20 protein-coding genes and 1 riboswitch are annotated in these 22,563 nt (G+C 68.8%); of the genes, 13 read left to right on the top strand and 7 right to left on the bottom strand.

From position 1 onward, the window contains the following. Positions 1 to 367 precede the first annotated feature (367 nt). Positions 368 to 817 (top strand): hypothetical protein, encoded by a 450-nt coding sequence (locus BMW26_RS15815; protein ID WP_053097989.1) that lies wholly within the window; start codon positions 368 to 370, stop codon positions 815 to 817. Positions 818 to 886: 69 nt separating this feature from the next. Here the strand turns inward: BMW26_RS15815 and BMW26_RS17815 are convergent, their stop codons facing one another. Beyond that, a complete protein-coding gene (locus tag BMW26_RS17815; protein WP_072592003.1) occupies positions 887 to 2,737 on the bottom strand; it encodes an ATP-binding cassette domain-containing protein in 1,851 nt (616 codons plus the stop codon). A gap of 121 nt (positions 2,738 to 2,858) precedes the next feature. Here BMW26_RS17815 and BMW26_RS15805 point away from each other — a divergent pair, with 121 nt between their 5' ends. The 3 genes from BMW26_RS15805 (at position 2,859) to BMW26_RS15795 (ending at position 8,091) form a co-directional block, all read left to right on the top strand. Then, a complete protein-coding gene (locus BMW26_RS15805) occupies positions 2,859 to 3,920 on the top strand; it encodes an enoyl-CoA hydratase/isomerase family protein (RefSeq protein ID WP_072592002.1) in 1,062 nt (353 codons plus the stop codon). A 200-nt stretch (positions 3,921 to 4,120) separates the two neighbouring features. Further along, positions 4,121 to 5,848, top strand: coding sequence for an ABC transporter ATP-binding protein (locus BMW26_RS15800; RefSeq protein WP_056280467.1), 1,728 nt, complete (start codon positions 4,121 to 4,123; stop codon positions 5,846 to 5,848). After that, complete coding sequence (locus BMW26_RS15795; protein ID WP_072592001.1) at positions 5,845 to 8,091, top strand: ABC transporter ATP-binding protein; 2,247 nt, start codon at positions 5,845 to 5,847, stop codon at positions 8,089 to 8,091. Before BMW26_RS15800 ends, BMW26_RS15795 begins: the two co-directional genes overlap by 4 nt. 132 nt (positions 8,092 to 8,223) lie before the next feature. Here BMW26_RS15795 and BMW26_RS15790 read toward each other — a convergent pair whose 3' ends face one another. Next, complete coding sequence (locus tag BMW26_RS15790) at positions 8,224 to 9,687, bottom strand: D-alanyl-D-alanine carboxypeptidase family protein (RefSeq protein ID WP_083569399.1); 1,464 nt, start codon at positions 9,685 to 9,687, stop codon at positions 8,224 to 8,226. An 83-nt stretch (positions 9,688 to 9,770) separates the two neighbouring features. Further along, positions 9,771 to 9,880: riboswitch (TPP riboswitch) on the top strand. Here BMW26_RS15790 and BMW26_RS17965 point away from each other — a divergent pair. The 5 genes from BMW26_RS17965 to BMW26_RS15765 all read left to right on the top strand — a co-directional run bounded on the left by BMW26_RS17965 (position 9,874) and on the right by BMW26_RS15765 (position 15,437). After that, positions 9,874 to 10,530: an ECF transporter S component gene (locus tag BMW26_RS17965; protein WP_053097984.1), complete on the top strand. Its 657-nt coding sequence runs from the start codon at positions 9,874 to 9,876 to the stop codon at positions 10,528 to 10,530. It overlaps the preceding riboswitch by 7 nt. Continuing rightward, on the top strand, positions 10,527 to 11,987 hold the full coding sequence (locus BMW26_RS17810) for an ABC transporter ATP-binding protein (RefSeq protein WP_232224488.1): 1,461 nt from the start codon (positions 10,527 to 10,529) through the stop codon (positions 11,985 to 11,987). Before BMW26_RS17965 ends, BMW26_RS17810 begins: the two co-directional genes overlap by 4 nt. After that, positions 11,984 to 12,781 (top strand): energy-coupling factor transporter transmembrane component T family protein, encoded by a 798-nt coding sequence (locus BMW26_RS15775; protein WP_072592000.1) that lies wholly within the window; start codon positions 11,984 to 11,986, stop codon positions 12,779 to 12,781. Before BMW26_RS17810 ends, BMW26_RS15775 begins: the two co-directional genes overlap by 4 nt. A gap of 237 nt (positions 12,782 to 13,018) precedes the next feature. Next, positions 13,019 to 14,059, top strand: a complete 1,041-nt coding sequence (locus BMW26_RS15770; RefSeq protein ID WP_053099269.1) for a TerC family protein — start codon at positions 13,019 to 13,021, stop codon at positions 14,057 to 14,059. Between the two features lie 94 nt (positions 14,060 to 14,153). After that, entirely contained in the window at positions 14,154 to 15,437 is a 1,284-nt protein-coding gene (locus BMW26_RS15765) for a hemolysin family protein (RefSeq protein ID WP_056280479.1), read from the top strand. 8 nt (positions 15,438 to 15,445) lie between these two features. On the opposite strand, the gene BMW26_RS15760 is transcribed toward BMW26_RS15765, so the two are convergent. Further along, positions 15,446 to 15,952, bottom strand: a complete 507-nt coding sequence (locus tag BMW26_RS15760) for a phosphotransferase (protein ID WP_083569398.1) — start codon at positions 15,950 to 15,952, stop codon at positions 15,446 to 15,448. A gap of 139 nt (positions 15,953 to 16,091) precedes the next feature. Here BMW26_RS15760 and BMW26_RS17960 point away from each other — a divergent pair, with 139 nt between their 5' ends. The 3 genes from BMW26_RS17960 to BMW26_RS15745 all read left to right on the top strand — a co-directional run bounded on the left by BMW26_RS17960 (position 16,092) and on the right by BMW26_RS15745 (position 18,554). Further along, positions 16,092 to 16,748, top strand: a complete 657-nt coding sequence (locus BMW26_RS17960; protein WP_232224487.1) for a hypothetical protein — start codon at positions 16,092 to 16,094, stop codon at positions 16,746 to 16,748. Between the two features lie 167 nt (positions 16,749 to 16,915). Further along, entirely contained in the window at positions 16,916 to 17,677 is a 762-nt protein-coding gene (locus BMW26_RS15750; protein WP_072591999.1) for an SDR family NAD(P)-dependent oxidoreductase, read from the top strand. Between the two features lie 46 nt (positions 17,678 to 17,723). Next, the gene (locus BMW26_RS15745; protein WP_053097980.1) at positions 17,724 to 18,554 is read left to right on the top strand and encodes an SDR family oxidoreductase; all 831 of its coding nucleotides are present in this window, start codon (positions 17,724 to 17,726) and stop codon (positions 18,552 to 18,554) included. 27 nt (positions 18,555 to 18,581) lie between these two features. On the opposite strand, the gene BMW26_RS15740 is transcribed toward BMW26_RS15745, so the two are convergent. Genes BMW26_RS15740 through BMW26_RS17955 form a run of 3 tightly spaced genes read right to left on the bottom strand, consistent with a single transcriptional unit; the run spans position 18,582 to position 20,597 of the window. Further along, the gene (locus BMW26_RS15740; RefSeq protein ID WP_053097979.1) at positions 18,582 to 19,331 is read right to left on the bottom strand and encodes a sulfite exporter TauE/SafE family protein; all 750 of its coding nucleotides are present in this window, start codon (positions 19,329 to 19,331) and stop codon (positions 18,582 to 18,584) included. Between the two features lie 16 nt (positions 19,332 to 19,347). Next, positions 19,348 to 19,986, bottom strand: a complete 639-nt coding sequence (locus tag BMW26_RS15735) for a bifunctional 4-hydroxy-2-oxoglutarate aldolase/2-dehydro-3-deoxy-phosphogluconate aldolase (RefSeq protein ID WP_056280489.1) — start codon at positions 19,984 to 19,986, stop codon at positions 19,348 to 19,350. 56 nt (positions 19,987 to 20,042) lie between these two features. Beyond that, on the bottom strand, positions 20,043 to 20,597 hold the full coding sequence (locus BMW26_RS17955) for a ribosomal protein L7/L12 (RefSeq protein ID WP_072591998.1): 555 nt from the start codon (positions 20,595 to 20,597) through the stop codon (positions 20,043 to 20,045). 70 nt (positions 20,598 to 20,667) lie between these two features. On the opposite strand from BMW26_RS17955, the gene rlmN reads away from it, so the two are divergent. Then, positions 20,668 to 21,957: a 23S rRNA (adenine(2503)-C(2))-methyltransferase RlmN gene (rlmN, locus tag BMW26_RS15725; protein ID WP_171821948.1), complete on the top strand. Its 1,290-nt coding sequence runs from the start codon at positions 20,668 to 20,670 to the stop codon at positions 21,955 to 21,957. Here rlmN and BMW26_RS15720 read toward each other — a convergent pair. Continuing rightward, complete coding sequence (locus tag BMW26_RS15720) at positions 21,906 to 22,538, bottom strand: NAD(P)H-dependent oxidoreductase (RefSeq protein WP_072591997.1); 633 nt, start codon at positions 22,536 to 22,538, stop codon at positions 21,906 to 21,908. The genes rlmN and BMW26_RS15720 overlap by 52 nt on opposite strands. Positions 22,539 to 22,563 lie beyond the last annotated feature (25 nt).

Genomic DNA, 22,563 nt, shown 5'->3' with positions numbered 1-22,563 from the left:
CCCAGCCGCCGTCCGCCGTGACGGCTCCCTCGCGGAAGGCCTCCAGGACGCGCGGGTGGCCCCGCTCGAGGAATGCCGCACCCGTGAAGGCATACTCGATGCTGCCCTGAGCGATGCGACCGGCTGTTCGTCCTTCAGCCGGACAATCTGCCGCCGCTTCTCGACCCAGGAGTCGAGAAGCTCTGCACGCTGCTCGAGGCCGGGGTCGGTGGCGAATGTCATGTCCCGAATCTAGTAGATTTGTTCGAAAGTCGAGCGGAACACCGGAATGGAAAAGGGGTGGAATCGTGGGAACCGACAACGGATCGTTGCCTTCCTGTGAACAAGACACAGACATCTGGAAGGGTGCCGCTGGCAGACTGGACGCATGGTGACGTTGCTGCTGGACCAGACGCAACTCGAGATCGTGCTCTCGCCGATCGAGCGTGCGGCGAGCTTCCACCGGGACAACGTGCGGCTCGTGCGCGACACCATCACCAAGGTCCAGCTCATCGATGATGCGTGGACCTGGTTGCGTGGCGTGCCGAACCCGGGGACGCACATCCCCGGAGTGCTCGCCGCAGGCACGTGGAAGGCCGCAGGCAGCGTCGACTTCGTCCTCATCCGCAAACGTCGTCCCAGCGTGGTCATCGATCTCTCCGGGGATGCGCAGTACCGGCGTCTGATCCTCACGACGAGGCACGGCCTCGCCCTGACCCAAGCGCTCCGACTCGATGTGTCGGATGAGCCGGCGGACGTCGAGGAGATCGTGGCGACGTCACCCACGCCGGTCTCGAAGGGCAGCCGCCGACCGGTGATCCGCCCGCGTCCCGCCTGACCGTCACGGAACGGGAAACGCCCTCCGCAGCCTTATGGCGCGGAGGGCGTTCGCAATGGGGGAGCGACCTCAGGAGCGGTCGTGCTCGCCTTCGTGGTGCTCACCTTCGTGGTGCTCGTGGTGCTCACCTTCGTGGTGCTCGTGGTGCTCGTGGTGCTCGTGGTGCTCACCGTCGTGGTGCTCACCGTCGTGGTGATCGCCGTCGTGGTGCTCGCCCTCGTGGTGCTCGCCTTCAGCATCCGTCGTCGCCTGCGCGTCGGCTGATGGGTCGGCGTCTCCGAGCGGATAGTCCTTCGGCTCGTCCTCGTAGTACGCGCGCGCTGCTGCAGCGAGCATCGAGGTGACGGCCGCGGATCGGGGGTCATCGTCAGACGGCGCGGCGACGTCATCCGACGACTCCGACGCGTCTTCGGAGTCGTGCGCCTCGCCGAAGAACTCGACGCCGGAGTGCTCCTCCGCGCCGCTCTCGGCCGCCGAGGGCACATCGGGATCGGTGGGAGCATCGACAGGGGTCGTGCCGAAGAGGATGTCGTCGAAGGAGGGCTGAGGGTGATCCTCGGCCGGGGTCTCGTGCTCGGTCGATTCCCCCGTCGAGTCGTCGTCGCCGGAGACCTCGTCACCGCCCGCATGCGCGGCATCGGAGGCGACATCAGCCGCATCCTCGGCGTCGTTCGCATCCGAGGCGTCCGCTGCGTAGCCGAGCTCCGCCGCGGCGTACTCGATGTCGCGAGCCGCATCCGCTGCATCCGCGGCGGCGTCAGCCTCGACGTCGGCCGCATCGGCCTCCGCGCGTTCGGCGTCGGAATCGGACGAGTCGGAATCGGACGAGTCGGCTTCGGACGAGTCGGCTTCGGACGCGTCGGCATCGGACGCAACGGCGTCGGACGCAGCAGAATCGGGGGCACTCGGACCGGACACGTCCTGAGCGTCGGACGCAGCAGGGACCGCCGCGAGCGGCGCTGTCGCCTCCGCGACCGGCGTCTCCGACTCGATGACCGGTGCAGCCGTGATGGCCTGCGGGGCGAGTCTCCCGCCGCGCACGAGCTCGATGAAGACGTCTTCGAGCGTCGGGCCGCGCTGCACCAGGGTCGCCAGAGCGATGCCGGCCGATGCGGCGATGGCGCCGACGGCGCCGGCATTGCTGCCGCGGACCGTGAGACCCGAGCGGAGCACCTCGACCTCGAGGCCGGCGGCCGAGAGCGCCGCCTTCAAGGCCGCGCGATCTTCGGCGTCGACGACCACGGATCCGGCGGATGGGTCGGCCAGCTTCTCGATGCCGCTCGAGAGGACCAGCTGGCCCTTCGAGAGCACGAGCACGTGGTCTGCGACCTGCTCGATCTCGCTCAGCACGTGTGAGGAGACGAGAACCGTGCGGCCCTCATCGGCGAGGCGGCGCAGGAGGAGTCGGATCCACCGGATGCCCTCGGGGTCGAGCCCGTTCGCCGGCTCGTCGAAGACGAGCGCGCCAGGGTCGCCCAGCAGCGCGTGCGCGACGCTCAGCCGCTGCCGCATCCCGAGCGAGAAGCTGCCGATGCGTCCTTCCGCTTCGCGCTCGAGCCCGACCAGAGAGAGGACCTCGTCGACACGCGAGAGCGGGATGCCGTTGGCCTTGGCCGCGATGGTCAGCTGGCGGGCTGCCGAACGCCGCGGGCGGTAGGCGGTCTCCTCGAGGACGGAGCCGATGGTGCGCAGCGGGTGACGCAGTTCAGGATGTGCGACTCCGCCGATCGTGGCGGTGCCGCTCGTGGCGCGCACCTGACCGAGGAGGATGCGCAGCGTGGTGGTCTTTCCGGCGCCGTTCGGGCCGAGGAAAGCGGTCACGACGCCGGGCTCGACCCGCGCGGAGAAGTCGGACACCGCCGTCACGTCGTTGAACCGCTTCGTGACGTGCGTGAACTCGAGCACCTGTCCGTCGGGCATCTGCGACCTCTCGTTGCAGTGGGCAGTTCTGTCTATCCTGCCGGAAAAGCCGCCGGATCGTGCATTTACCGTACAGACACGGCCGGATGCAAGGCTCAATCCACCGGGTAGCCTGGCAATCGTGACCGAATCCAGCGCCGCTTCCCGGGTCCTCGTCCGTACCGAGGGAGCCCTCGGCAGGCTGACCCTGAACCGACCGGAAGCGATCAACGCGCTCGACTTCGGCATGGTGCAGGAGATCACGCGCACGCTGGAGCGGTGGCGGTACGACACCGATGTGCAGATCGTGCTGATCGACGGCGAAGGCGACCGAGGCATGTGCGCCGGCGGCGATGTGCGGGGACTGCACGCGCAGATCGTGGAGGGGCGATCCGATGAGACGGCGGAGTTCTTCCGCGCAGAGTACGCGCTGAACGCGATGATCGCCGAGTACTCGAAGCCCGTGGTCACCGTCGCCGACGGCATCACGATGGGCGGAGGCGTCGGACTGTCGGGCCACGCGGCCATCCGCATCGTGACCGAGCGATCGAAGCTCGCGATGCCGGAGACGCGGATCGGCTTCACGCCCGACGTGGGCGGCACGTGGCTGCTGTCACGCGCCCCTGGGCGGTTCGGCGAGTACTTCGGGCTCACGGGGGCGTCGATGAACGGAGCGGACGCCGTGCTGCTCGGCTTCGCCGACCATTTCGTGCCCTCCGATCGCCTCGACGCGCTGCGCGAGGCGCTCGCGTATCGTGCCGATCCGACAGGACCGGCCGAGATCGTGCTGCTGTTCGACGAGACTCCCGATCCGTCGACGCTTCCGGCCTCTCGGGGATGGATCGACCACGCGTTCTCCGCCGACACGGTCGCGGAGATCGTGTCGCGGCTGCGCGCGGACGAGGCCCCGGATGCCGCGGCGACCGCGGATCTGCTCGAGAGCCTGGCGCCCACCGGGCTGGCCGTCACGCTCGACGCCGTGCGGGAAGCACGTGCGCTGCCGAACCTGCGTGCCGCCCTGGAGGGTGAGTACCGCCGCGTCATGTGGTTCGTCCTGCGGCATCCCGACCTCGTGGAGGGGATCCGGGCGCAGCTGATCGACAAGGACCGCAATCCGAAGTGGAACCCGGCGACGATCTCCGAACTGTCTGCAGACCCCGGCGGCGACGCTCGACACTTCACGCCCGAAGACCCCCTCTTCTAGAGCATTTCGATATATCCGCGGTTGTTCGCCGCGGTGCATAAACCGCTGGCCGCGCCCGAAATGGTTCGCTGTGAGCGAAGGTCCGCCCACAGGGGGATACGAATGTCCGGAGTTCGTGCCACCCTTGCATGTGCGCGATCGTCGGCCTGCGTCCGCCCGTCGGGAGATCCGCCGATTCATCCTTCCTAGAAAGTCCGCCTGTGCTGGGAAAAATCCTCCTCCGTTATCTCGCCCGCTATAAGTGGCTGCTCGTCGCCGTGCTGGTGTTCCAATTCGCCAGCGCTCTGGCCACCCTCTACCTCCCGCGCCTGAACGAAGACATCATCAACAAGGGCGTGGCCCAGTCCGACACCGCCTACATCTGGCGCACCGGGCTCTTCATGCTCGCCGTCTCGCTCGGCCAGATCATCGCGTCGGTCATCGCGACCTACTTCGCGGCTCGCGCGTCGATGGGTGCGGGGCGCGACATCCGTGCCGACGTCTTCGCCAAGGTCAGCGGATTCTCCGAGCGAGAGGTGTCGCAGTTCGGCGCCGGCTCGCTCATCACGCGCAACACGAACGACGTGCAGCAGGTGCAGATGCTCGCGATGATGGGCGCGACGATGCTCGTCACCGCGCCGCTGCTCGCGATCGGCGGCATCATCTTCGCCGTGCAGACGAACATCGGCCTGAGCTGGCTCATCGCCGTGTCCGTCCCGCTGCTGCTGATCGTCGCCGGTCTCGTCGTCAGCCGCATGGTTCCGCTGTTCCGCAGCTATCAGGGAAAGCTCGACACCGTGAACCGCGTGCTGCGCGAGCAGCTCACCGGCGTGCGCGTGGTCCGTGCCTTCGTCCGAGAGGGCATCGAAGAAGAGCGCTTCCGCGGTGCCAACACCGACATCATGGTGGTCGGCCGCAAGGTCGGCTCGCTGTTCGTCCTGCTGTTCCCGCTGTTCATGCTCATCCTCAACGTCACGATCGTGGCGGTCGTGTGGTTCGGCGGCATCGAGGTCAACAGTGGCACGGTGCAGGTCGGCACGATCTTCGCCTTCATGCAGTACATCGGCCAGATCATGGGCGGCGTCATCATGGCCAGCTTCATGGCGATCATGATCCCGCGCGCGGCAGTGTCGGCCGAGCGCATCGGCGAGGTGCTCGAGACGCAGTCGAGCATGGTGCGGCCGGCCGACGGCGTGACCGACTTCCCGACACCCGGTTCGGTCGCCTTCGACGGCGTCGAGTTCACCTACCCGGGCGCCGACTCTCCCGTTCTCAAGGGCATCAGCTTCGCGGCCGAGCCCGGCGAGACGGTGGCGATCGTCGGATCGACCGGTGCCGGCAAGACGACCCTCGTGTCGTTGATCCCACGACTCTTCGACGTCTCCGGCGGAGCCGTCTTCGTCGGCGGCGCCGATGTGCGCGATGCCGACGTCGAGTCGCTGTGGGCGACCATCGGCCTCGTTCCGCAGCGTCCGTTCCTCTTCACCGGAACGGTGGCCTCGAACCTCCGGTACGGCCGCGAGGACGCGACCGACGAAGAGCTCTGGCATGCGCTGGAGATCGCTCAGGGACGCGACTTCGTCGAGGAGATGCCCCAGGGGCTCGACTCGAGGATCACCCAGGGCGGCACCAACGTCTCGGGCGGTCAGCGTCAGCGCCTGGCGATCGCCCGCGCGATCGTCCGTCAGCCGCAGATCCTGGTCTTCGACGACTCGTTCTCCGCGCTCGACCTCACCACCGACGCCCGACTGAGGCAGGCGCTGTGGCGTGAACTGCCGCACGTGACCAAGATCGTGGTCGCACAGCGCGTCTCATCCATCACCGATGCGGACCGCATCGTCGTCCTCGAAGGGGGCACCATGGTCGGCGTCGGCACGCACGAGGAGCTTCTCGAGACCAGCACGACCTACCGAGAGATCGTCGAATCGCAGCTGGGGGTGGACGCATGAGCGAGCAGGACGCTCCCCGGACCCGCCGCGGTCGCGCGGCCAAGGCGGCGGACACGACCACTGCGGTCGAGCCGGAGCTGACAGACGAAGAGAAGTACGAGGCCGAGCTCGCCGAGAAGGCGCGCCAGGACGGCGGCGGCTGGGACAGCGTCGCTCCCGGAAAGGCCGACAACTTCGGCAAGAGCTTCAGCCGGATGATCGGGCTGCTCAAGCCGTCGGCCGTCTGGTTCATCCTGGTGTCGATCGCCGGCGCCGTCGGCGTCGTGCTCACGGTCGCGGCGCCGAAGGTGCTCGGTGAGGCCACGAACCTCATCTACAAGGGCTTCATCTCCGTGCAGCTCGCGCAGGCGAACGGGGACTTCCCCGGGTTCCCCGCCGGCACTCCGCAGGAGGATGTCGTCGCGGCACTCCGCCAGGGAGGGCAGGACGACTTCGCCAACCAGGTCGAGGCCCTCGGCGCCTTCCGTGTCGGTGACGGTGTCGACTTCGACGCGCTGCGGTGGATCATCATCGCCGTGCTGGCGATCTATGTCACCGCCGCCTTCCTCAGTTGGATCCAGGGTTACGTCATCAACGTCATCATGGTCCGCACCATGTGGCGTCTGCGCGAGCAGGTCGAGGCGAAGATCAACCGTCTGCCCCTGTCGTACTTCGACAAGGTGCAGCGCGGTGATCTGATCTCGCGCGTGACCAACGACATCGACAACATCACCCAGACCATGCAGCAGTCGCTGTCCGGCGCGATCACGGCCGTACTCACGGTCGTGGGCGTGCTGGTCCTGATGTTCTCGATCTCCTGGCAGCTCGCTCTCGTCGCGCTCGTGGCGCTCCCGCTCATGGGTGTGATCTTCGGCGTCATCGGTCCTCGCTCGCAGAAGGCGTTCAGCACCCAGTGGCGCAAGGTCGGGCGTCTGAACGCTCGCGTCGAAGAGGCCTTCTCCGGTCACGCGCTGGTCAAGGTCTTCGGTCGCGAGCAGGACGCGCTGGAGAAGTTCCAGGGCGAGAACGAGGAGCTGTTCCAGGCCAGCTTCAAGGCGCAGTTCCTCTCCGGCATCATCATGCCGGCGATGACCTTCGTCGGCAGCCTCACCTACGTGGGCATCGCGGTGCTCGGCGGTCTCATGGTCGCCAACGGGCAGCTGCGTCTCGGAGACGTGCAGGCGTTCATCCAGTACTCGCAGCAGTTCACGCAGCCGCTGTCCGAGCTCGGTGGAATGGCGGCCGTCGTGCAGTCCGGCACGGCATCGGCCGAGCGGGTGTTCGAGCTCCTCGACACCGAAGAGCAGGAAGCGGACGACGCGGATGCTCCGAAGCTCGCCGACGGCAAGGGCGTCGTGGAGTTCGAGAACGTCGCGTTCTCGTACACTCCCGACCGTCCGCTGATCACCGACCTCTCGTTCCGGGTCGAGCCCGGTCAGACGGTCGCGATCGTCGGCCCGACGGGAGCGGGCAAGACCACTCTCGTCAACCTCATCATGCGGTTCTACGAACTGAACGGCGGGCGCATCCTGCTCGACGGTCAGGACATCTCCGAGGTCACGCGTGACCAGCTGCGCTCTCGCACCGGCATGGTCCTGCAGGACCCGTGGCTGTTCGCCGGGAGCATCCGCGAGAACATCCGGTACGGACGCTCGACCGCGACCGACGACGAGGTTCTCGAAGCGGCGAAGGCGACCTATGTGGATCGCTTCGTGCATGCCCTCCCCGAGGGCTACGACACCGTGCTCGACGAAGACGCGTCGAACGTCTCGGCGGGCGAGCGACAGCTGATCACGATCGCGCGAGCGTTCGTGGCCCAGCCGTCGATCCTGATCCTCGATGAGGCCACGTCGGCGGTCGACACCCGCACCGAGCTGCTGCTGCAGCACGCGATGGCGGCGCTTCGACAGGGACGCACGTCGTTTGTGATCGCGCACCGCCTGTCGACCATCCGCGATGCCGACCTCATCCTCGTGATGGAGCACGGAGACATCGTCGAGAAGGGCACGCACGACGAGCTCATCGCCGCGCAGGGCGCCTACTGGCGCCTCTACCAGTCGCAGTTCGAACAGGCGGCGACCGACATCGACGCAGAGGACGCGCTCACCGGCTCGACTCCGGTCGTCATGAGCGGCGACGCCGAAGACGCGGCTGCGTCGGCACAGGTCGGGGTCTCGGTGGGGGCGCAGACTCCCGCCGCCGAGGCAGCGGCCGCGCAGGCAGTGGTCGAACGGCCGGATGCCGGAGGCTCCTCACGCGCCTGAAGCGACAGAGCGCCTGAAGCGCCAGAGCGCCTGAAGCGACAGAGCCCCTGAAGTGACAGAACGCCTCGCCTCCCGAATCCCGGGCGGCGAGGCGTTCTGCATCCATCGGGCTTTCGCTGGAGGGACGACGCGTCAGCGCTGGTCGGCCGTGATGCCGAGGAGTTCGAGGGGGTGGGTCAGCCGCCACCACGGGCTCGGGCCATCGACATCGTCGGCGAGCGACAGCGACGTCGTCACCGTGTTCAACGGCCCGACGCTCGTCATCGTGCCGACCTCGTCGCCCGCTTCGCGGTTGTCGCCGAGTGAGAAGTCCGTCGAGGCCTCGGCGACGGCGCCGTTCCACAGAACCACATCGGCATCCGCATCCGTGACGACATCGGTGCTCGCGCCCCACGCCGTGGTGACGGTGCCGACGACCGTGCCCTCGGCGACGGCGGGAGTCTGCTGCTCCAGCGCCGTCTCGACCTGCGTGAACAGCGAACGGGTCTCCGTGAGGCGCTGCGCGTCGTCGGCCTGACCGAGAACCGACGCGTACAGATGCACAGTCGTGTCGTCGACGGTGACGACCTTCGCGGTCAACAGGTTCCAGCTGTCGCCGAGCGTGCCGGTCTTGACGCCGACGACGCCGGGGTCCGCCAGCATCCCGTTCGTGTTCACCACCGTGCCCGCACCCGGAAGATCGACCGACGGAGTTCCGACGATGCCGGCGAAGACGGGGTTCTGCATCGCGATCTCGGCCAACGCGACGAGCGACTCGGGTGTGGCCCGGTTGCGGTCGTCGAAGCCCGACGGAGTGATGATCGTGATGTCGTCGAGACCACGGTCGCGCAGCCACACAGCTGCTGCGGCGGTGAACGACGACGGGGAACCCCAGATCTCCGCGGAGAGCCGGTCGATGTAGTTGTTGGCCGATCCGAGCAGCGTTCCCTGGAGGAGCTGGAACTCGGTGAGAGTGCCCCCCACGGGCACGTCGAGCGCGGACTGGTCGGAGCGGCGGTAGTCCCAGTAGGCCAGGTTGTCGGCCCGCGTGAACGAGAACTCGGGGCCCTGCTCGCCCACGGCGAGGGGCATCCGCTCGAGCACCATCAAGCTCGAGACGACCTTGGTGACGCTTGCGATCGCCGCAGCGTCGAGCGACGACGACGTCGTGCCGATGCCGCCGATCCCCACGGCAGCGCTTCCCTGGGCAGGGAAGGTGATCGCGGCAGCGGGCGCCGCGACGGGGGCGAGTTCGACGGCCTGAACCGTCGGCGCGACCTCGTGCAACGGCCACAGCATGGCCGATCCGGCGTAGGTGCCGAGCAAGCCGACGAGGACGCCGAGCGGCACCAGCACGCCGGGCCGGGCGATCGCCGGGCGCAGGTGCGCTCCGGTCAGCAGCGCACCGCCGCTCTCCACGGCCGGCGCGTCATCGAGCGCGTCGGTCGCCGGGTGCTGGGCCACGTCGACCGGGTCGACCCACGTCAGGGGAGTGCCGCCGCTGTCTTCCTCCGCCCACTGCGCGGGGGGAGTCGCCTCAGGAGTGAAGATCGCAGACACGTCGTCATCCGCAGGAACGGCGGAGGCGGTGGCCTCGGCGGAATCGGGAGCGGTCACCTCCTCACGGTACCGAACTCGTGCGGGGATCCGTGTCGCTGCATCGGGAGAGGGCGCGGGGTGTCGCCTCTGGGTAAGATCGTGGGTACAACCACGGGAGTCCGGCGAGCCGGGCTGAGAGGGAGCGAATCGCGCTTCGACCGTCGAACCTGATCTGGGTCATGCCAGCGCAGGGAGGAGTCACAGATGAGTACATCCACGTCCGGATCCACCACGGGATCGGCTTCGGCCACGCAGTCGTCGACGGGCCTCGGTCGACCGCAGCTCTGGCGCTGGCGGGTCGTCGACATCGTCGTGGCGAGTGTCATCGCCGTCGCGTGCGCGATGATCTTCCTGCTCTGGAACGTCGGCTACGAGGTGCCGAGCAGCATCCTGACGCCGCTGCTCCCCGGTGTTCAGGGCCTGCTCGCCGGCCCCTGGCTGATCGCCGGAGTGCTCGGCGGCCTGATCATCCGCAAGCCCGGTGCCGCTCTGTACACCGAGCTGGTCGCCGCGATCATCTCAGCACTCGTCGGCAACGCGTGGGGCCCGCTCACGATCGTCTCGGGCCTCGTACAGGGTCTCGGCGCAGAGCTGGTGTTCCTGATCTTCCTGTACGGCGTCTGGCGGCTGCCTGTCGCGATGCTGGCTGGTGCCGGTGCGGGTCTCGCCTGCGGCATCAACGACCGCATCCTCTGGTACGCCGGCGCCGACACGCTCTTCACGAGCGTCTACATCGTCTCGACCACCATCTCGGGTGCGGTCATCGCCGGACTCGGGGCGTGGCTGATCGCACGCGGACTCGCCGCAACGGGCGCCCTCAGCCGGTTCGCCGCCGGCCGCGAGGTCACCGCACGGGTGTGAGCTCGCTCACGACGCCCGCCACCCTCGAAGCCCGTGGCTGGGGGTGGCGGTACGCGACGCGACGGCGCTGGGCGGTGCGCGACGTCGACCTGCGCATCGAGCCGGGGGAGCGGGTGCTGCTGCTCGGCGCCTCCGGCTCGGGCAAGTCGACGCTGCTCCAGGGGTTCGGTGGAGTGCTCGGCGGTGCGGATGAGGGCGAGACGCACGGTGCGCTGCTCGTCGACGGTGTGCCGCCCACCGACGCCCGGGGTCGGGTCGGGATGGTCCTGCAGGATCCCGATACGCAGACGATCCTCGCGAGGGTCGGCGACGACGTCGCCTTCGGCTGCGAGAACCTCGGCGTACCCCGAGACGAGATCTGGCAGCGGGTGCGCGCGGCGCTGGACGCCGTAGAGCTCGACGTCGCCCTCGATCGATCCACGGCCGCGCTGTCGGGCGGTCAGAAGCAGCGCCTCGCCCTCGCCGGCGTGCTCGCGATGCGACCGGGTGCCATCCTGCTCGACGAACCGACGGCGAACCTCGACCCCGAGGGGGTGCGGGACGTACGGGATGCCGTGGCCGCCGCCCTCGATGCGACGAGTGCGACCCTCGTGGTCATCGAGCATCGCATCGACATCTGGCTGCCGCTCGTGACCCGGGTGATCGTGCTCGGCGCCGAGCCGGATGGAACGGTCGTGCTCGCCGACGGCAGCCCGGACGCGGTCCTCGGCGCTCGGGGCGCGGAGCTCGCGGCATCCGGCGTCTGGGTTCCCGGGCACCCGCCCGCCGTCCCGCCCGCACCGGCGCAGCGGCCGGGAGCGACGCTGCTGGAGGCCCGCGGTCTCACTGTGTCTCGCAGGCGCGGGCTCGCCGTCGCCGGTCCGTTCGACGTCGATGTGCGTGCCGGAGAGGTGCTCGGGGTCACCGGTGCGAACGGCGCAGGCAAATCGACGCTCGGGCTCACGCTCGCGGGATTGATCCCGGCCGAAGAGGGTCGGGTCGCCGCTCTGCCGCCCCTCGCCGCCGGAGAGAAGCCGGATCCCATTCACTGGTCGTCGCGCGCCCTGCTCACGCGCATCGCGTCGGTCATGCAGACGCCCGAGCACCAGCTGCTCGCCAAGACCGTGCGCGACGAGCTGTCGGTCGGACCGCGGGCGCTGAAGCTGCCGGACGCCGAGATCGCCTCCCGAGTCGACGACCTGCTCGAAAGACTGCGGCTCACCTCGCTCGCCGCAGCCAATCCCTACACCCTGTCGGGCGGAGAGAAGCGGCGGCTCACGGTCGCCGCCGCCCTCGCCACGCGGCCCCGGATGCTGGTGCTCGACGAGCCCACCTTCGGGCAGGATGCGACGACCTGGGCCGAACTCGTCGGCCTGATCGCACGTCTGCGCGACGAGGGCACGGCGATCGTGGCGATCAGTCATGACGAGACCGTGCTCGAGGCTCTGCACGCTCGGCGCATCGAGGTGGGACGATGATCGATCCGCTGACCGCCCGCGTCGAACGATCCGGTCCGATCGCCCCGCGCTCGGCCCTCGCGAAACTCATCGCGGCGCTTCTCATCGCCCTCCCCCTCGTGCTGACGATCGACGTGGTGTCGGCATCCGTCGCCCTGCTGCTCGAGATCCCTCTGCTCGTGCTCGCAGGCCTGCGCGCGAAGGAGTTCTGGACCCGCACCGCGGTGCTGTGGATCGCGGCGCCGCTCAGTGCGGTCACGATCGCTCTCTACGGCGCGACCAGCGGCACCGTGCATGTCGAGTGGCTCGTCGTGCGCATCAGCGACGGGTCGCTCGCGCTCGCTGCGGCGACCGCCGTGCGCGTGCTCGCGATCGGACTCCCCGCGGTGGTGCTCTTCATCACGGTCGACCCCACCGACCTCGCCGACGACCTGGCGCAGCGGGTGAGGCTGCCGGCGCGATTCGTCGTCGGCGCGCTCGCGGGGATGCGGATGCTGGGCCTGCTCGTCGACGACTGGCGGGCGCTCTCTCTCGCGCGGCGTGCGCGCGGGGTGGCCGACGAGGGGCGGGTCCGTCGTGCGCTCGGCATGGCGTTCGCGCTGTTCGTGCTGGCGATCCGTCGTGGATCGTCGCTGGCGACGGCCATGGAGGCTCGCGGCTTCGGCGGTGCGGCACCGCGTTCGTGGGCGCGGGAGTCGAGGTGGGACCGACGCGACACGGCGCTGGTCATCGTCGCGGCGGTGATCCCGGCGGTGGCGATCGCGGCGGCGGTGCTCACGGGTGCGTGGAACTTCATCCTCGGCCCGACCGCCTGACGAGCCCACGACCTGACATCGCCGCCCGAACCACCGGAACCGGAAGCATCCACTCAGCTTTCTCATAGCTGGAATGCCGATGTATTCGCTAGCATCGAGTGAACCCAAGGGGAGTACTCCACCACGGGCGGCTCGTCATTACGGATGTCCCTGCATCCCGGGTCCCCGGTCCTCGTTCTCGAGGATGGAGAAGACCTTGGCGTCGACCTCGTCACGCCTCGTCTTCTGGAGACCTCCTTGAACATCACCCCCCTCGTGTGGATCATCACGATCGCCGTCACGATCGCCTTCTTCGTGTACGAGTTCTTCGCCCACGTGCGAAAGCCCCATGAGCCCACCATCGGCGAGTCCGCCCGCTGGTCGGCGTTCTACATCGGTCTGGCCCTGCTGTTCGGCGTCGGCATCGGCACCGTGTCGGGCTGGACGTACGGCGGTGAGTACTTCGCCGGGTACCTGACCGAGAAGGCGCTGTCGATCGACAACCTCTTCGTGTTCCTCATCGTGATGACCGGCTTCGCCGTGCCGCGCATCTATCAGCAGAAGGTGCTGATGATCGGCATCGTCATCGCGCTCATCATGCGCGGTGGATTCATCGCGCTCGGCGCCACGCTGATCGAGAACTTCTCCTGGATCTTCTACCTCTTCGGTGCGCTGCTGCTGTTCCTGGCCTACCGCCAGGCGTTCGCACAGGGCGACCACAACCCGGCTAACGGCCGATTCATGCGCTTCGTGCGCCGTATCCTGCCGGTGAGCGACGAGTACAACGGCGACCGCCTGACCGTGCAGCGCGACGGCAAGCGATTCTTCACGCCGATGTTCCTCGTGATCATCGCGATCGGCTTCGTCGACCTGATCTTCGCGGTCGACTCGATCCCCGCCATCTACGGTCTGACCGAAGAGGCCTACATCGTCTTCACGGCCAACGCCTTCGCCCTCATGGGCCTGCGCCAGCTGTACTTCCTCATCGGCGGCCTGCTGCAGCGCCTCGTGTACCTCGCGCAGGGCCTCGCGGTCATCCTCGCGTTCATCGGCGTCAAGCTCGTGCTGCACGCGATGCACGTCAACGAGCTTCCGTTCATCAACGGCGGAGAGCCGATGCTGTGGGCGCCTGAGATCCCGATCTGGTTCTCGCTCGTCTTCATCGGCGCGACGATCGCCGTCGCCACCGTCGCGAGCCTCATGAAGACGCGACGCGACGACAAGCGCGACGCGCTCGACACTCCTGATCCGTCCAGCTCTGCACCGCTCACCACCGACACCCAGAAGGAACACTCGTGAACCAGTCGCGCCGCTCCGACGCGTCCGCAGACCCCGACAGACCCGGCGCCCGAATGACCTCGGGCACCCCCGCACCTCGTGAGGTGGCCCGCTGATGGGCGACCTCGCGGTGAACATCGCTCTGGTGTTCGTGTTCGTCCTCGTCGGCGGCGTGTTCGCCGCGACGGAGATGGCCCTCGTCACGTTGCGTGAGAGTCAGATCAATGCGATCGCTGCTCGTGGCAGACGAGGCGAGAAGGTCGCGAGCCTCGCTCGCAACCCGAACACCTTCCTCTCGGCGGTGCAGATCGGCGTGACGGTCGCCGGCTTCGCCTCGGCCGCCTACGGTGCGACCTCGATCGCCCCGTCGGTCGCGCCTCTGCTCGAGAACCTCGGGGTCGCCGCTCCGCTGGCTCTCACCCTCTCGACCGTGCTGCTGACGCTCGTGATCGCCTACCTGTCGCTCGTGCTCGGCGAGCTCGTGCCCAAGCGGCTCGCCATCCAGCGCAACGCCCAGTTCGCGTATGCCGTCGCGCCGGTGCTCGACGGCTTCGCCGTGGTCATGAGGCCGGTCATCTGGCTGCTGTCGGTGTCGACGAATGCGGTCGTGCGTCTGCTGGGCGGCGACCCGCACAAGGCGGCGGACGAGCTCAGCGAGGAGGAGCTGCGCGACATCGTCGCGACGCATCAGAGCCTCCCCGACGACGAGCGACGCATCCTCGACGACGTGCTGTCGCTGCGCGGACGTCAGGTGAGCGAGGTCATGCGGCCCCGTCCCGAGGTCGTCGCGCTCGACGGCGCCGCGACGCTCGCCGAGGCCATCGCGGACGTGCGCGAGCTGCCGTTCTCGCGGTACCCGGTGATCGACGCCTCGCTCGACGACATCGTGGGCTTCGTGCACGTGCGCGACCTCTTCGAGGCCGCCGCCGACGACGCGACGCGCGCGGTGCTCGGACTCATGCGTCCCGTCGAGTACGTGCCCTCGACCGCGGGCGTGCTTCCCACCCTGACCCGCATGCGGGCGGCCGGTCACCAGATCGCCGTCGTGGTCGACGAGTACGGCGGCACCGACGGCATCGTGACGCTCGAGGACCTCGTCGAAGAGGTCGTGGGCGAGATCTTCGACGAATACGACACGGAAGACCGGATGCCGGACGCCGGCGGCGCACTCGACGGCCGCCTCAACCTGCAGGACTTCGCCGAGATCACCGGGATCGCGCTTCCCCGTGGCGCATCGGACACGGTCGCGGGCTTCGTCACCGAGATGCTCGGCCGCCTCGCGGTGGTCGGTGATTCGGTCGAGGTGCCCGGTGCGACGATCCGCGTGACGGCCGTCGATCGTCGCCGGATCTCGGAGATCCGAGTGGCCGTGCACGAGGACGCCTCGCCGACCGACTGAGTCGAGTCTCAGGTCTCGTTCCAGAGTCGGCGGTAGTACTCGAGCCGAGGCGGCTCGTGCAGGTCGGCCGGCACCGTGACGCCGCGCTCGACCGCGTTCGCGATCCTCCATGCGGGGCTCCAGGTCCAGGGGCACTGCTCGACGGGCAGCGAGTCGTGCATCGCGCGCAGTGCGGTTCCGACCGCGCGAACGGCGGTCTCGGGGTCGTCGATCCATCGGGGGGCCACAGCGCTGCGGCCCGGGAGCGCAGCCGTGACGAGCCACTCGTGCGTGGCGTCCTCACCCTGATCGATCACCTCGGGAACCGCGATCCAACGCCGCGCCCACCGCATCCGCTCCGCTTCGTCCCGCATGTTCGCCTCGGCGTCATGCGGGCCCCACTTGATGTAGCGCCCGTCGTCGGTGCGAAAGGTGAGCCCGCCGATGCCGTTCAGCCATACCGGCGTGAGCGTGGCGCCCGCGGCCAGTGACCGCACGATCGGCGGGATCTCCGTCGTCGTGGAGGGGATGCTCATGGGGCGCTCATCTCATGTTCGAACGTATATCGGTATGCGTGTATTTTTCCGACTCCGGGCGGCGGGACGCGGTTAGTCTCAGTCGCGGTCGCCGTCGGCGGCCGCATCATCCATCCCACTCGACACATCAGAGGTCTTCGTGCGCGTTTCGTCCCGGTCACAGTGGTGGCGGCGGCAGGGCAGCGATGCCGATGCCTCCTCGTCCGCATCCGCGGCTTCCGAGGTCGCACCCGGTGCCGATTCCGATGCCGCTCACGCTACCGCGGTCGGGCTGCCGAAGGCTCCGGCGATCTCGTCGCAGGAATCCGGCGAACGGGATCTCGACCAGTTCGTCGAGTGGATCTGGAGCGGCGACGCCCCGGCATCCGCACAGGCACCTGACGCCGGCGTCGAGCGCACACGCATCACCATAGAGGAGCAGTACAACATGAGTTCACTTGACGACGCCCTGCAGCAGCTGCTGGCCATCGAGGGCGCCACCGGCGCCGCGATCGTCGACTACGGCAGCGGAATGGCACTCGCCCAGGGCGGCAACCCCTCATTCGACCTGGGGATCGCCGCCGCGGGCAACTCGAACGTCGTGCGCGCCAAGCTGGCGACGATGCGCGACCTCGGCATCACGGATGAGATCGACGACATCCTCATCACCCTGAGCTCGCAGTATCACCTGATCAACGTGCTCAACACGACCGGTGCGAGCGGGCTCTTCATCTACCTCGTGCTCAACAGTGCGTCGGCGAACCTCGCGCTCGCACGCCACAAGCTGAAGGGCATCGCCGCGCAGATCCAGGTCTGATCTCGCGAGTCATTCCGAAGGGGCGGGGCCGTCATGGCCCCGCCCCTTCGACGTGCGCGGCGTAGGCTCGGGGTCGACACCGTCGCGAGGCCTCTGGCGATGTGTCGCCTGAAACTCGGAATCAGCTAAACTGACACTGAGTCGCACACGTTTCGAAGGAGAACCGCATGCAGATCCAGGGCTCGAGTGCTCTCATCACCGGCGGTGCGTCCGGTCTGGGCCTCGCCACCGCGCGAACGCTCGCCGCCGCCGGCGCCGTCGTCACCATCCTCGACCTGCCCTCGTCGGCCGGGGCCGAGATCGCCAGAGACCTCGGCGGGGTGTTCTCGGGCGGAGACGTCACGAGCGCCGAGGATGCCGCTGCCGCCGTGGCCGCAGCGCAGGCCGCCGCTCCGCTGCGGATCGTCGTCAACTGCGCCGGCATCGCCCCGCCGGCGAAGGTGCTCGACCGCGAGGGCAACCCGGCCGTGCTCGCCGACTTCGAGCGCGTCGTCCGCATCAACCTCGTCGGCACCTTCAATGTCCTGTCCCAGGCCTCCGCCGTGATCGCGAAGAACGACGCGACCGACACCGGCGACCGTGGCGTCATCGTGAACACCGCGAGCGTGGCCGCTTTCGACGGGCAGATCGGCCAGCCGGCATACTCGGCCTCGAAGGGCGGCGTGCACGCCATGACGCTTCCCGTCGCTCGCGAGCTCGCTCGTTACGGCATCCGCGTCTGCACGATCGCTCCCGGCATCATGGAGACCCCGATGCTGATGGGCCTGCCGCAGGCGGCGCAGGACTCGCTGGGCCAGCAGGTGCCGTTCCCCTCGCGTCTCGGACGCCCCGACGAGTACGCCTCTCTCGTGCAGCAGATCGTCGAGAACGGCTACCTCAACGGCGAGACGATCCGCCTCGACGGCGCGATCCGCATGGCACCGAAGTAAGCCCGAACCCCGAAGTCCCGAAGCCCCGACGCTCCAAGGAGAATCCATGTCACTGGCAGGCAAGACCATCCTGATGTCCGGCGGCAGCCGCGGCATCGGACTCGCGATCGCACTGCGTGCCGCGGCTGACGGCGCGAACATCGCGATGCTGGCGAAGACCGACACCCCGCATCCGAAGCTCGAGGGAACGGTGCACACGGCCGCCGACCAGATCAGGGCGGCGGGCGGTCAGGCGCTGCCGATCGTCGGGGACGTGCGCGACGACGACGACATCACCGAGGCCGTGCTCAAGACGCAGGGCGAGTTCGGCGGCATCGACATCGTCATCAACAACGCCAGCGTCATCGACCTCTCGCGCTCGCTCGACCTCGGCGCGAAGAAGTATGACCTGATGCAGGACGTGAACGTCCGCGGCACGTTCATGCTCTCGCGCGCGGCGGTGCCGATCCTCAAGGACGCCGAGAACCCCCACATCCTGTCGCTGTCGCCGCCCCTGAACCCCACGCCGAAGTGGCTCGGTGCGCACACCGGATACACGCTCGCGAAGTTCGGCATGACGATGGTCACGCTCGGCCTTGCCGCGGAGTTCGCCCGCGACGGCATCGCCGCCAACACCCTGTGGCCGCGCACCACCATCGCCACCGCCGCGGTGCAGAACCTGCTCGGCGGCGACAAGGTCATGGCGGCGAGCCGCACGCCCGACATCTACGCCGACGCCGCCTATGCGGTGCTGCTCAAGCCCGCGGCCGAGTACACGGGTCAGACCCTGATCGTCGAGGACGTGCTCGAGGCCGACGGCGTGACCGACTTCTCGCATTACGCCGCCGTCCCCGGCACTCCCGACGACCGGCTGTTCCCCGACATCTTCCTCGACTGAGGCGGTTCTGCTGCGGGGAGCAGGCGCTCAGAACAGCAGGTAGACGGCGCCGGCGATCGTCAGCACGATCACGATGCGGTCGAACAGCACCTGGTTCATGCGCTTCGCGAGGCGGATGCCGCCCAGAGCGCCGAGCACCACGAGCGGCGCGAGCACGGCATCCATGAGCAGCACGTGGCCCTCGAAGAGGCCGAGGCCCGCGAGGAACGGGATCTTCACGAGGTTGATGATCGCGAAGAACCAGGCCGAGGTGCCGAGGAACACCTGCACGGGCGTGCGGGTGGCGAGGAAGTACATCGACATCACGGGTCCGCCCGCATTGGCGACCATGGTCGTGAAGCCACCGAGAGTGCCGTAGACGCCCGAGAGTACGATGCCTCCCGGTGCGGGCGACGCGGCATCCGCCCGGTCCTGCCGCCATCGCCGCCACAGGGTGACTGCGATCATCGCCAGCAGGATCACGCCGATCGCCCGACGCACGATGCCGTCGCCCGCGAGCGCGAGGAACGCGAAGCCGGCCAGCAGCCCTGCGAGTACGGCGGGCGCGAGGCGCAGCAGCGTCGGCCAGTGCGCGTGGCGGCGATAGGTGATCAACGCGAACACGTCGCCGACGATGAGCAGCAGGAGCATCGCGGCGGTCGACGTGCGCGCGGGGAGCACGGTCGCGAACAGTGCGATGGCCAGGATGCTGCCGCCGGGGAGCGCGGTCTTCGAGATGCCGATCGTGACGGCGGCGAGGCCGAGCGCCGCCCAGGCGAGGGGTGCGAGTTCGATCACCGGGTCATCGGCCGACTCAGCTGCGGGTCGCAGCGAGCGCCGCGGCGAAGCGGGCCGAGCGCTGTTCGATGTCGGCCCAGTCGGATGCAGCGAGCGAGGCGCCGTTCGCGAGGTCGCCGCCCGCTCCGACCGCCACGGCTCCGGCGCGGAACCAGTCGGCGAGGTTGTCGGGGCTGACGCCTCCCGTCGGCATCAGCGGAGCATCCGGGAACGGTCCGCGCAGCGCGCCGAGGTACGAGGGCCCGCCGAGGGACGCGGGGAAGATCTTGACCACGTCGACGCCGAGCTCGAGCGCGCCCATGACCTCGGTCGGGGTCATGGCGCCTGTCATGACGACGCGGCCGGTCTCGAGCATCGCTCGGGTCAGAGCGGGCAGGGTTCCGGGGCTGACGAGGAACTCCGCACCGGCATCGGCGGCGAGGGCGGCCTGCTCGGCAGTCGTCACTGTGCCCGCGCCGATGTAGGCCGCGTCGCCGTGGCGCGCGATGAGTTCGCGGATCACCGAGGGGGCGTCGGGGGTCGAGAAGGTGACCTCGATGCCGGTCACGCCACCGCGGATGATCGCCTCGGACGCCTCGAGTGCGAGCTCGGGCGAGGGTGCGCGCAAGACGGCGAGGACGCCGGCGGAACGGGCGCGGGAGAGGCGGTCGGGCATGGCGAAGACTCCTTCGATGGGGGATCGGCTCCATTCTCCCCGACCGCAGCCTGTAACTACAAGTGGCGCGGGTGTGGCCAGGCCTCGACGACGTCCTTCGCCTGCTTGAGGCCGAGCCCGGTGTGCTCCCTGACCAGCTTGATCGCCTGGATCTTCTGCTCGGCGGCGATGAGCCGGTCGACCTCGGAGGCGACGGATGCCGGCAGCGCGCCCCGCACCGACGACGGCGTCGCCGTGATCGACGAGTGGGCGGCCGAGGCGTTCGAGACGGCCGCGAGGTGCGGTGCCGTGGTGCTGACGGACCAGTGGTCGATCCGGTCCTTGGCCTCCTGCAGGCGCACGCCCGTGTGCTGCCGGTAGAGCTTGATCGCGTGGATCTTCTGCCCGGCCGCGACGAGCCGGTCGATCTCGGCGATCGCCGCGGGTGTCAGCTGCGATGCCGAGGCGGTCGACGTCGAAGCGGTCGCCACGGATCGGGCCATCGTCGGCGACGGGGTGAACACGTGCGGCTCCGGTGCCTTCGGGCGCATCGAGCGCAGGGCGGCGCCGATGATCACCACGCCCACGACGACAGCTGCGATGACCGCGCCGACAGCGATGATGATGTCCATGGGGTCAGTCTAGGGACGCCGGGGCCGGCGCCCCAGGCGCTTCCCACCCGGCACCGCGTACCCTGGAGGTATGACCGAGACTCCCCGCACGCGCGAGACGCGCCCCGCCACGGCACCCGCGTCGTCCCGTTCGGGGGCAGTCCGCTCGACCGGCACCCCGCAGGTGCGTCCTGCGACCGAGGGATGGACGCAGCAGAAGGATGCCGAGGGGCGGCCGCTGCTGCAGTTCGCAAGCCCGAAGCGCGGCAAGCCGCCGGTGCATCTCGCCGACCTCACGCCCGCCGAGCGCGTCGAGAAGGTCAAGGAGCTCGGCCTGCCCGGCTTCCGCGCGAAGCAGCTCTCGACCCACTACTTCCGGCACTACACGTCGGATGCCGCGGAGATGACGGATCTTCCGGCCGACACCCGGGAGCAGCTCGTCGCCGGCATGCTGCCGCCGCTGCTCACCGAGGTGCGCCGCCTGGAGACCGACCGCGGCGACACGATCAAGTTCCTCTGGCGTCTGCACGACGGCGCGCTGGTCGAGTCGGTGCTCATGCGCTACCCGGGCCGCATCACCCTGTGCGTCTCGTCGCAGGCCGGGTGCGGCATGAACTGCCCGTTCTGCGCCACCGGCCAGGCGGGCCTCACCCGCAACATGTCGACCGCCGAGATCATCGAGCAGATCGTCCGCGCCAACCGCCTGATCGCCGAGGGCGGTCTCGGCGGCAAGAAGGCCGATGACCACTCGATGGAGCGCGTGTCGAACATCGTCTTCATGGGCATGGGTGAGCCGCTCGCCAACTACAAGCGCGTGATGGATGCTGTGCGATCGATGGTCGCGCCCCAGCCCGACGGCCTGGGCATGAGCGCTCGCGGCATCACGGTGTCGACGGTCGGACTCGTGCCGGCCATCAAGAAGCTCGCCGACGAGGGCATCCCCGTCACCTTCGCGCTGTCGCTGCACGCACCGGATGACCACCTGCGCGACGAGCTCATCCCGGTGAACTCGCGCTGGAAGGTCGACGAGGCGCTCGACGCCGCCTACGACTACTACGCCAAGACCGGCCGCCGTGTCTCGATCGAGTACGCGCTGATCAAGGACATGAACGACCACGCCTGGCGCGCCGACCTGCTCGCCGACAAGCTCAACGAGCGCGGCCGCGGCTGGGTGCACGTCAACCCGATCCCGCTGAACCCGACGCCCGGCTCGATCTGGACGTCGTCCGAGCCCTCGGTGCAGAACGAGTTCGTGCGCCGCCTCAACGACGCAGGCATCCCGACGACCCTCCGCGACACTCGCGGCAAGGAGATCGACGGTGCCTGCGGTCAGCTCGTCGCGACGACCGAAGACGAGGCTGCCTCCGCCGCCATGGCCTGAGGGCCGTTGGCGCGATCGCGAAGGCCGTCGCGGCGACCGAGAGTCTCGGCGCGCGACAGCCACGACTCGATGCGCGCGGGGCTCGCGTCCTTGACGCCCAGCATCCGCGTGGTGCGCACCGAGCGGATGCCGCAGAACCTCATCGTCCCGCGGGCGACGTGCGTCTGCGCCGGGAGCCCGGTGAAGGGCGTGAGGAACCACGGGGTGTCCGCCAGCAGGAACAGGCGTCCGTTCGCAGCCGTCAACAGGCCTTCGGGCATCCCGAGCTTCGAGTACCGGTACTCCTGCTGCGGCAGCAGGGCCCGATCGAAGAAGCCCTTCAGCAACGCCGGCACCGACCCCCACCAGAGCGGCGTGAACACCACGACCGTCCGCGCTTCGGCCAGTGCGCGCTTCGCGTCGATCAGGTCGGGCTCGAGCTGCATGCGCCGGCGGTAGCCGAAGCGCAGCGACGGATCGAAGTCGAGATCGCGCAGAGCGAGGACACGGGCGTCGCCATGCGCTGCGGCATAGCGTCGGGCCAGTTCTGCGGTGAGGGATCCGGCATCGGGGTGGCCGTCGATGATCAGTGCGGATGACATGTGCGCTCCTATGTTGACAGTGTCA

The sequence above is a fragment of the Microbacterium sp. 1.5R genome, assembly GCF_001889265.1.
In the GTDB taxonomy this organism is placed as follows: Bacteria; Actinomycetota; Actinomycetes; order Actinomycetales; family Microbacteriaceae; genus Microbacterium.
Note: the sequence above shows the minus strand (reverse complement) of the source record. Positions and strands in the feature narration are given on the sequence as shown.

What these genes read in the sequence shown, in the direction of transcription:
- BMW26_RS15815 (WP_053097989.1), top strand. Translation starts at nt 368, where the DNA reads ATGGTGACGTTGCTGCTGGACCAGACGCAACTCGAGATCGTGCTCTCG.
- BMW26_RS17815 (WP_072592003.1), bottom strand. Translation starts at nt 2,737, where the DNA reads ATGCCCGACGGACAGGTGCTCGAGTTCACGCACGTCACGAAGCGGTTC.
- BMW26_RS15795 (WP_072592001.1), top strand. Translation starts at nt 5,845, where the DNA reads ATGAGCGAGCAGGACGCTCCCCGGACCCGCCGCGGTCGCGCGGCCAAG.
- BMW26_RS17965 (WP_053097984.1), top strand. Translation starts at nt 9,874, where the DNA reads ATGAGTACATCCACGTCCGGATCCACCACGGGATCGGCTTCGGCCACG.
- BMW26_RS15775 (WP_072592000.1), top strand. Translation starts at nt 11,984, where the DNA reads ATGATCGATCCGCTGACCGCCCGCGTCGAACGATCCGGTCCGATCGCC.
- BMW26_RS15765 (WP_056280479.1), top strand. Translation starts at nt 14,154, where the DNA reads ATGGGCGACCTCGCGGTGAACATCGCTCTGGTGTTCGTGTTCGTCCTC.
- BMW26_RS15760 (WP_083569398.1), bottom strand. Translation starts at nt 15,952, where the DNA reads ATGAGCATCCCCTCCACGACGACGGAGATCCCGCCGATCGTGCGGTCA.
- BMW26_RS15750 (WP_072591999.1), top strand. Translation starts at nt 16,916, where the DNA reads ATGCAGATCCAGGGCTCGAGTGCTCTCATCACCGGCGGTGCGTCCGGT.
- BMW26_RS15745 (WP_053097980.1), top strand. Translation starts at nt 17,724, where the DNA reads ATGTCACTGGCAGGCAAGACCATCCTGATGTCCGGCGGCAGCCGCGGC.
- BMW26_RS15735 (WP_056280489.1), bottom strand. Translation starts at nt 19,986, where the DNA reads ATGCCCGACCGCCTCTCCCGCGCCCGTTCCGCCGGCGTCCTCGCCGTC.
- BMW26_RS17955 (WP_072591998.1), bottom strand. Translation starts at nt 20,597, where the DNA reads ATGGACATCATCATCGCTGTCGGCGCGGTCATCGCAGCTGTCGTCGTG.
- rlmN (WP_171821948.1), top strand. Translation starts at nt 20,668, where the DNA reads ATGACCGAGACTCCCCGCACGCGCGAGACGCGCCCCGCCACGGCACCC.
- BMW26_RS15720 (WP_072591997.1), bottom strand. Translation starts at nt 22,538, where the DNA reads ATGTCATCCGCACTGATCATCGACGGCCACCCCGATGCCGGATCCCTC.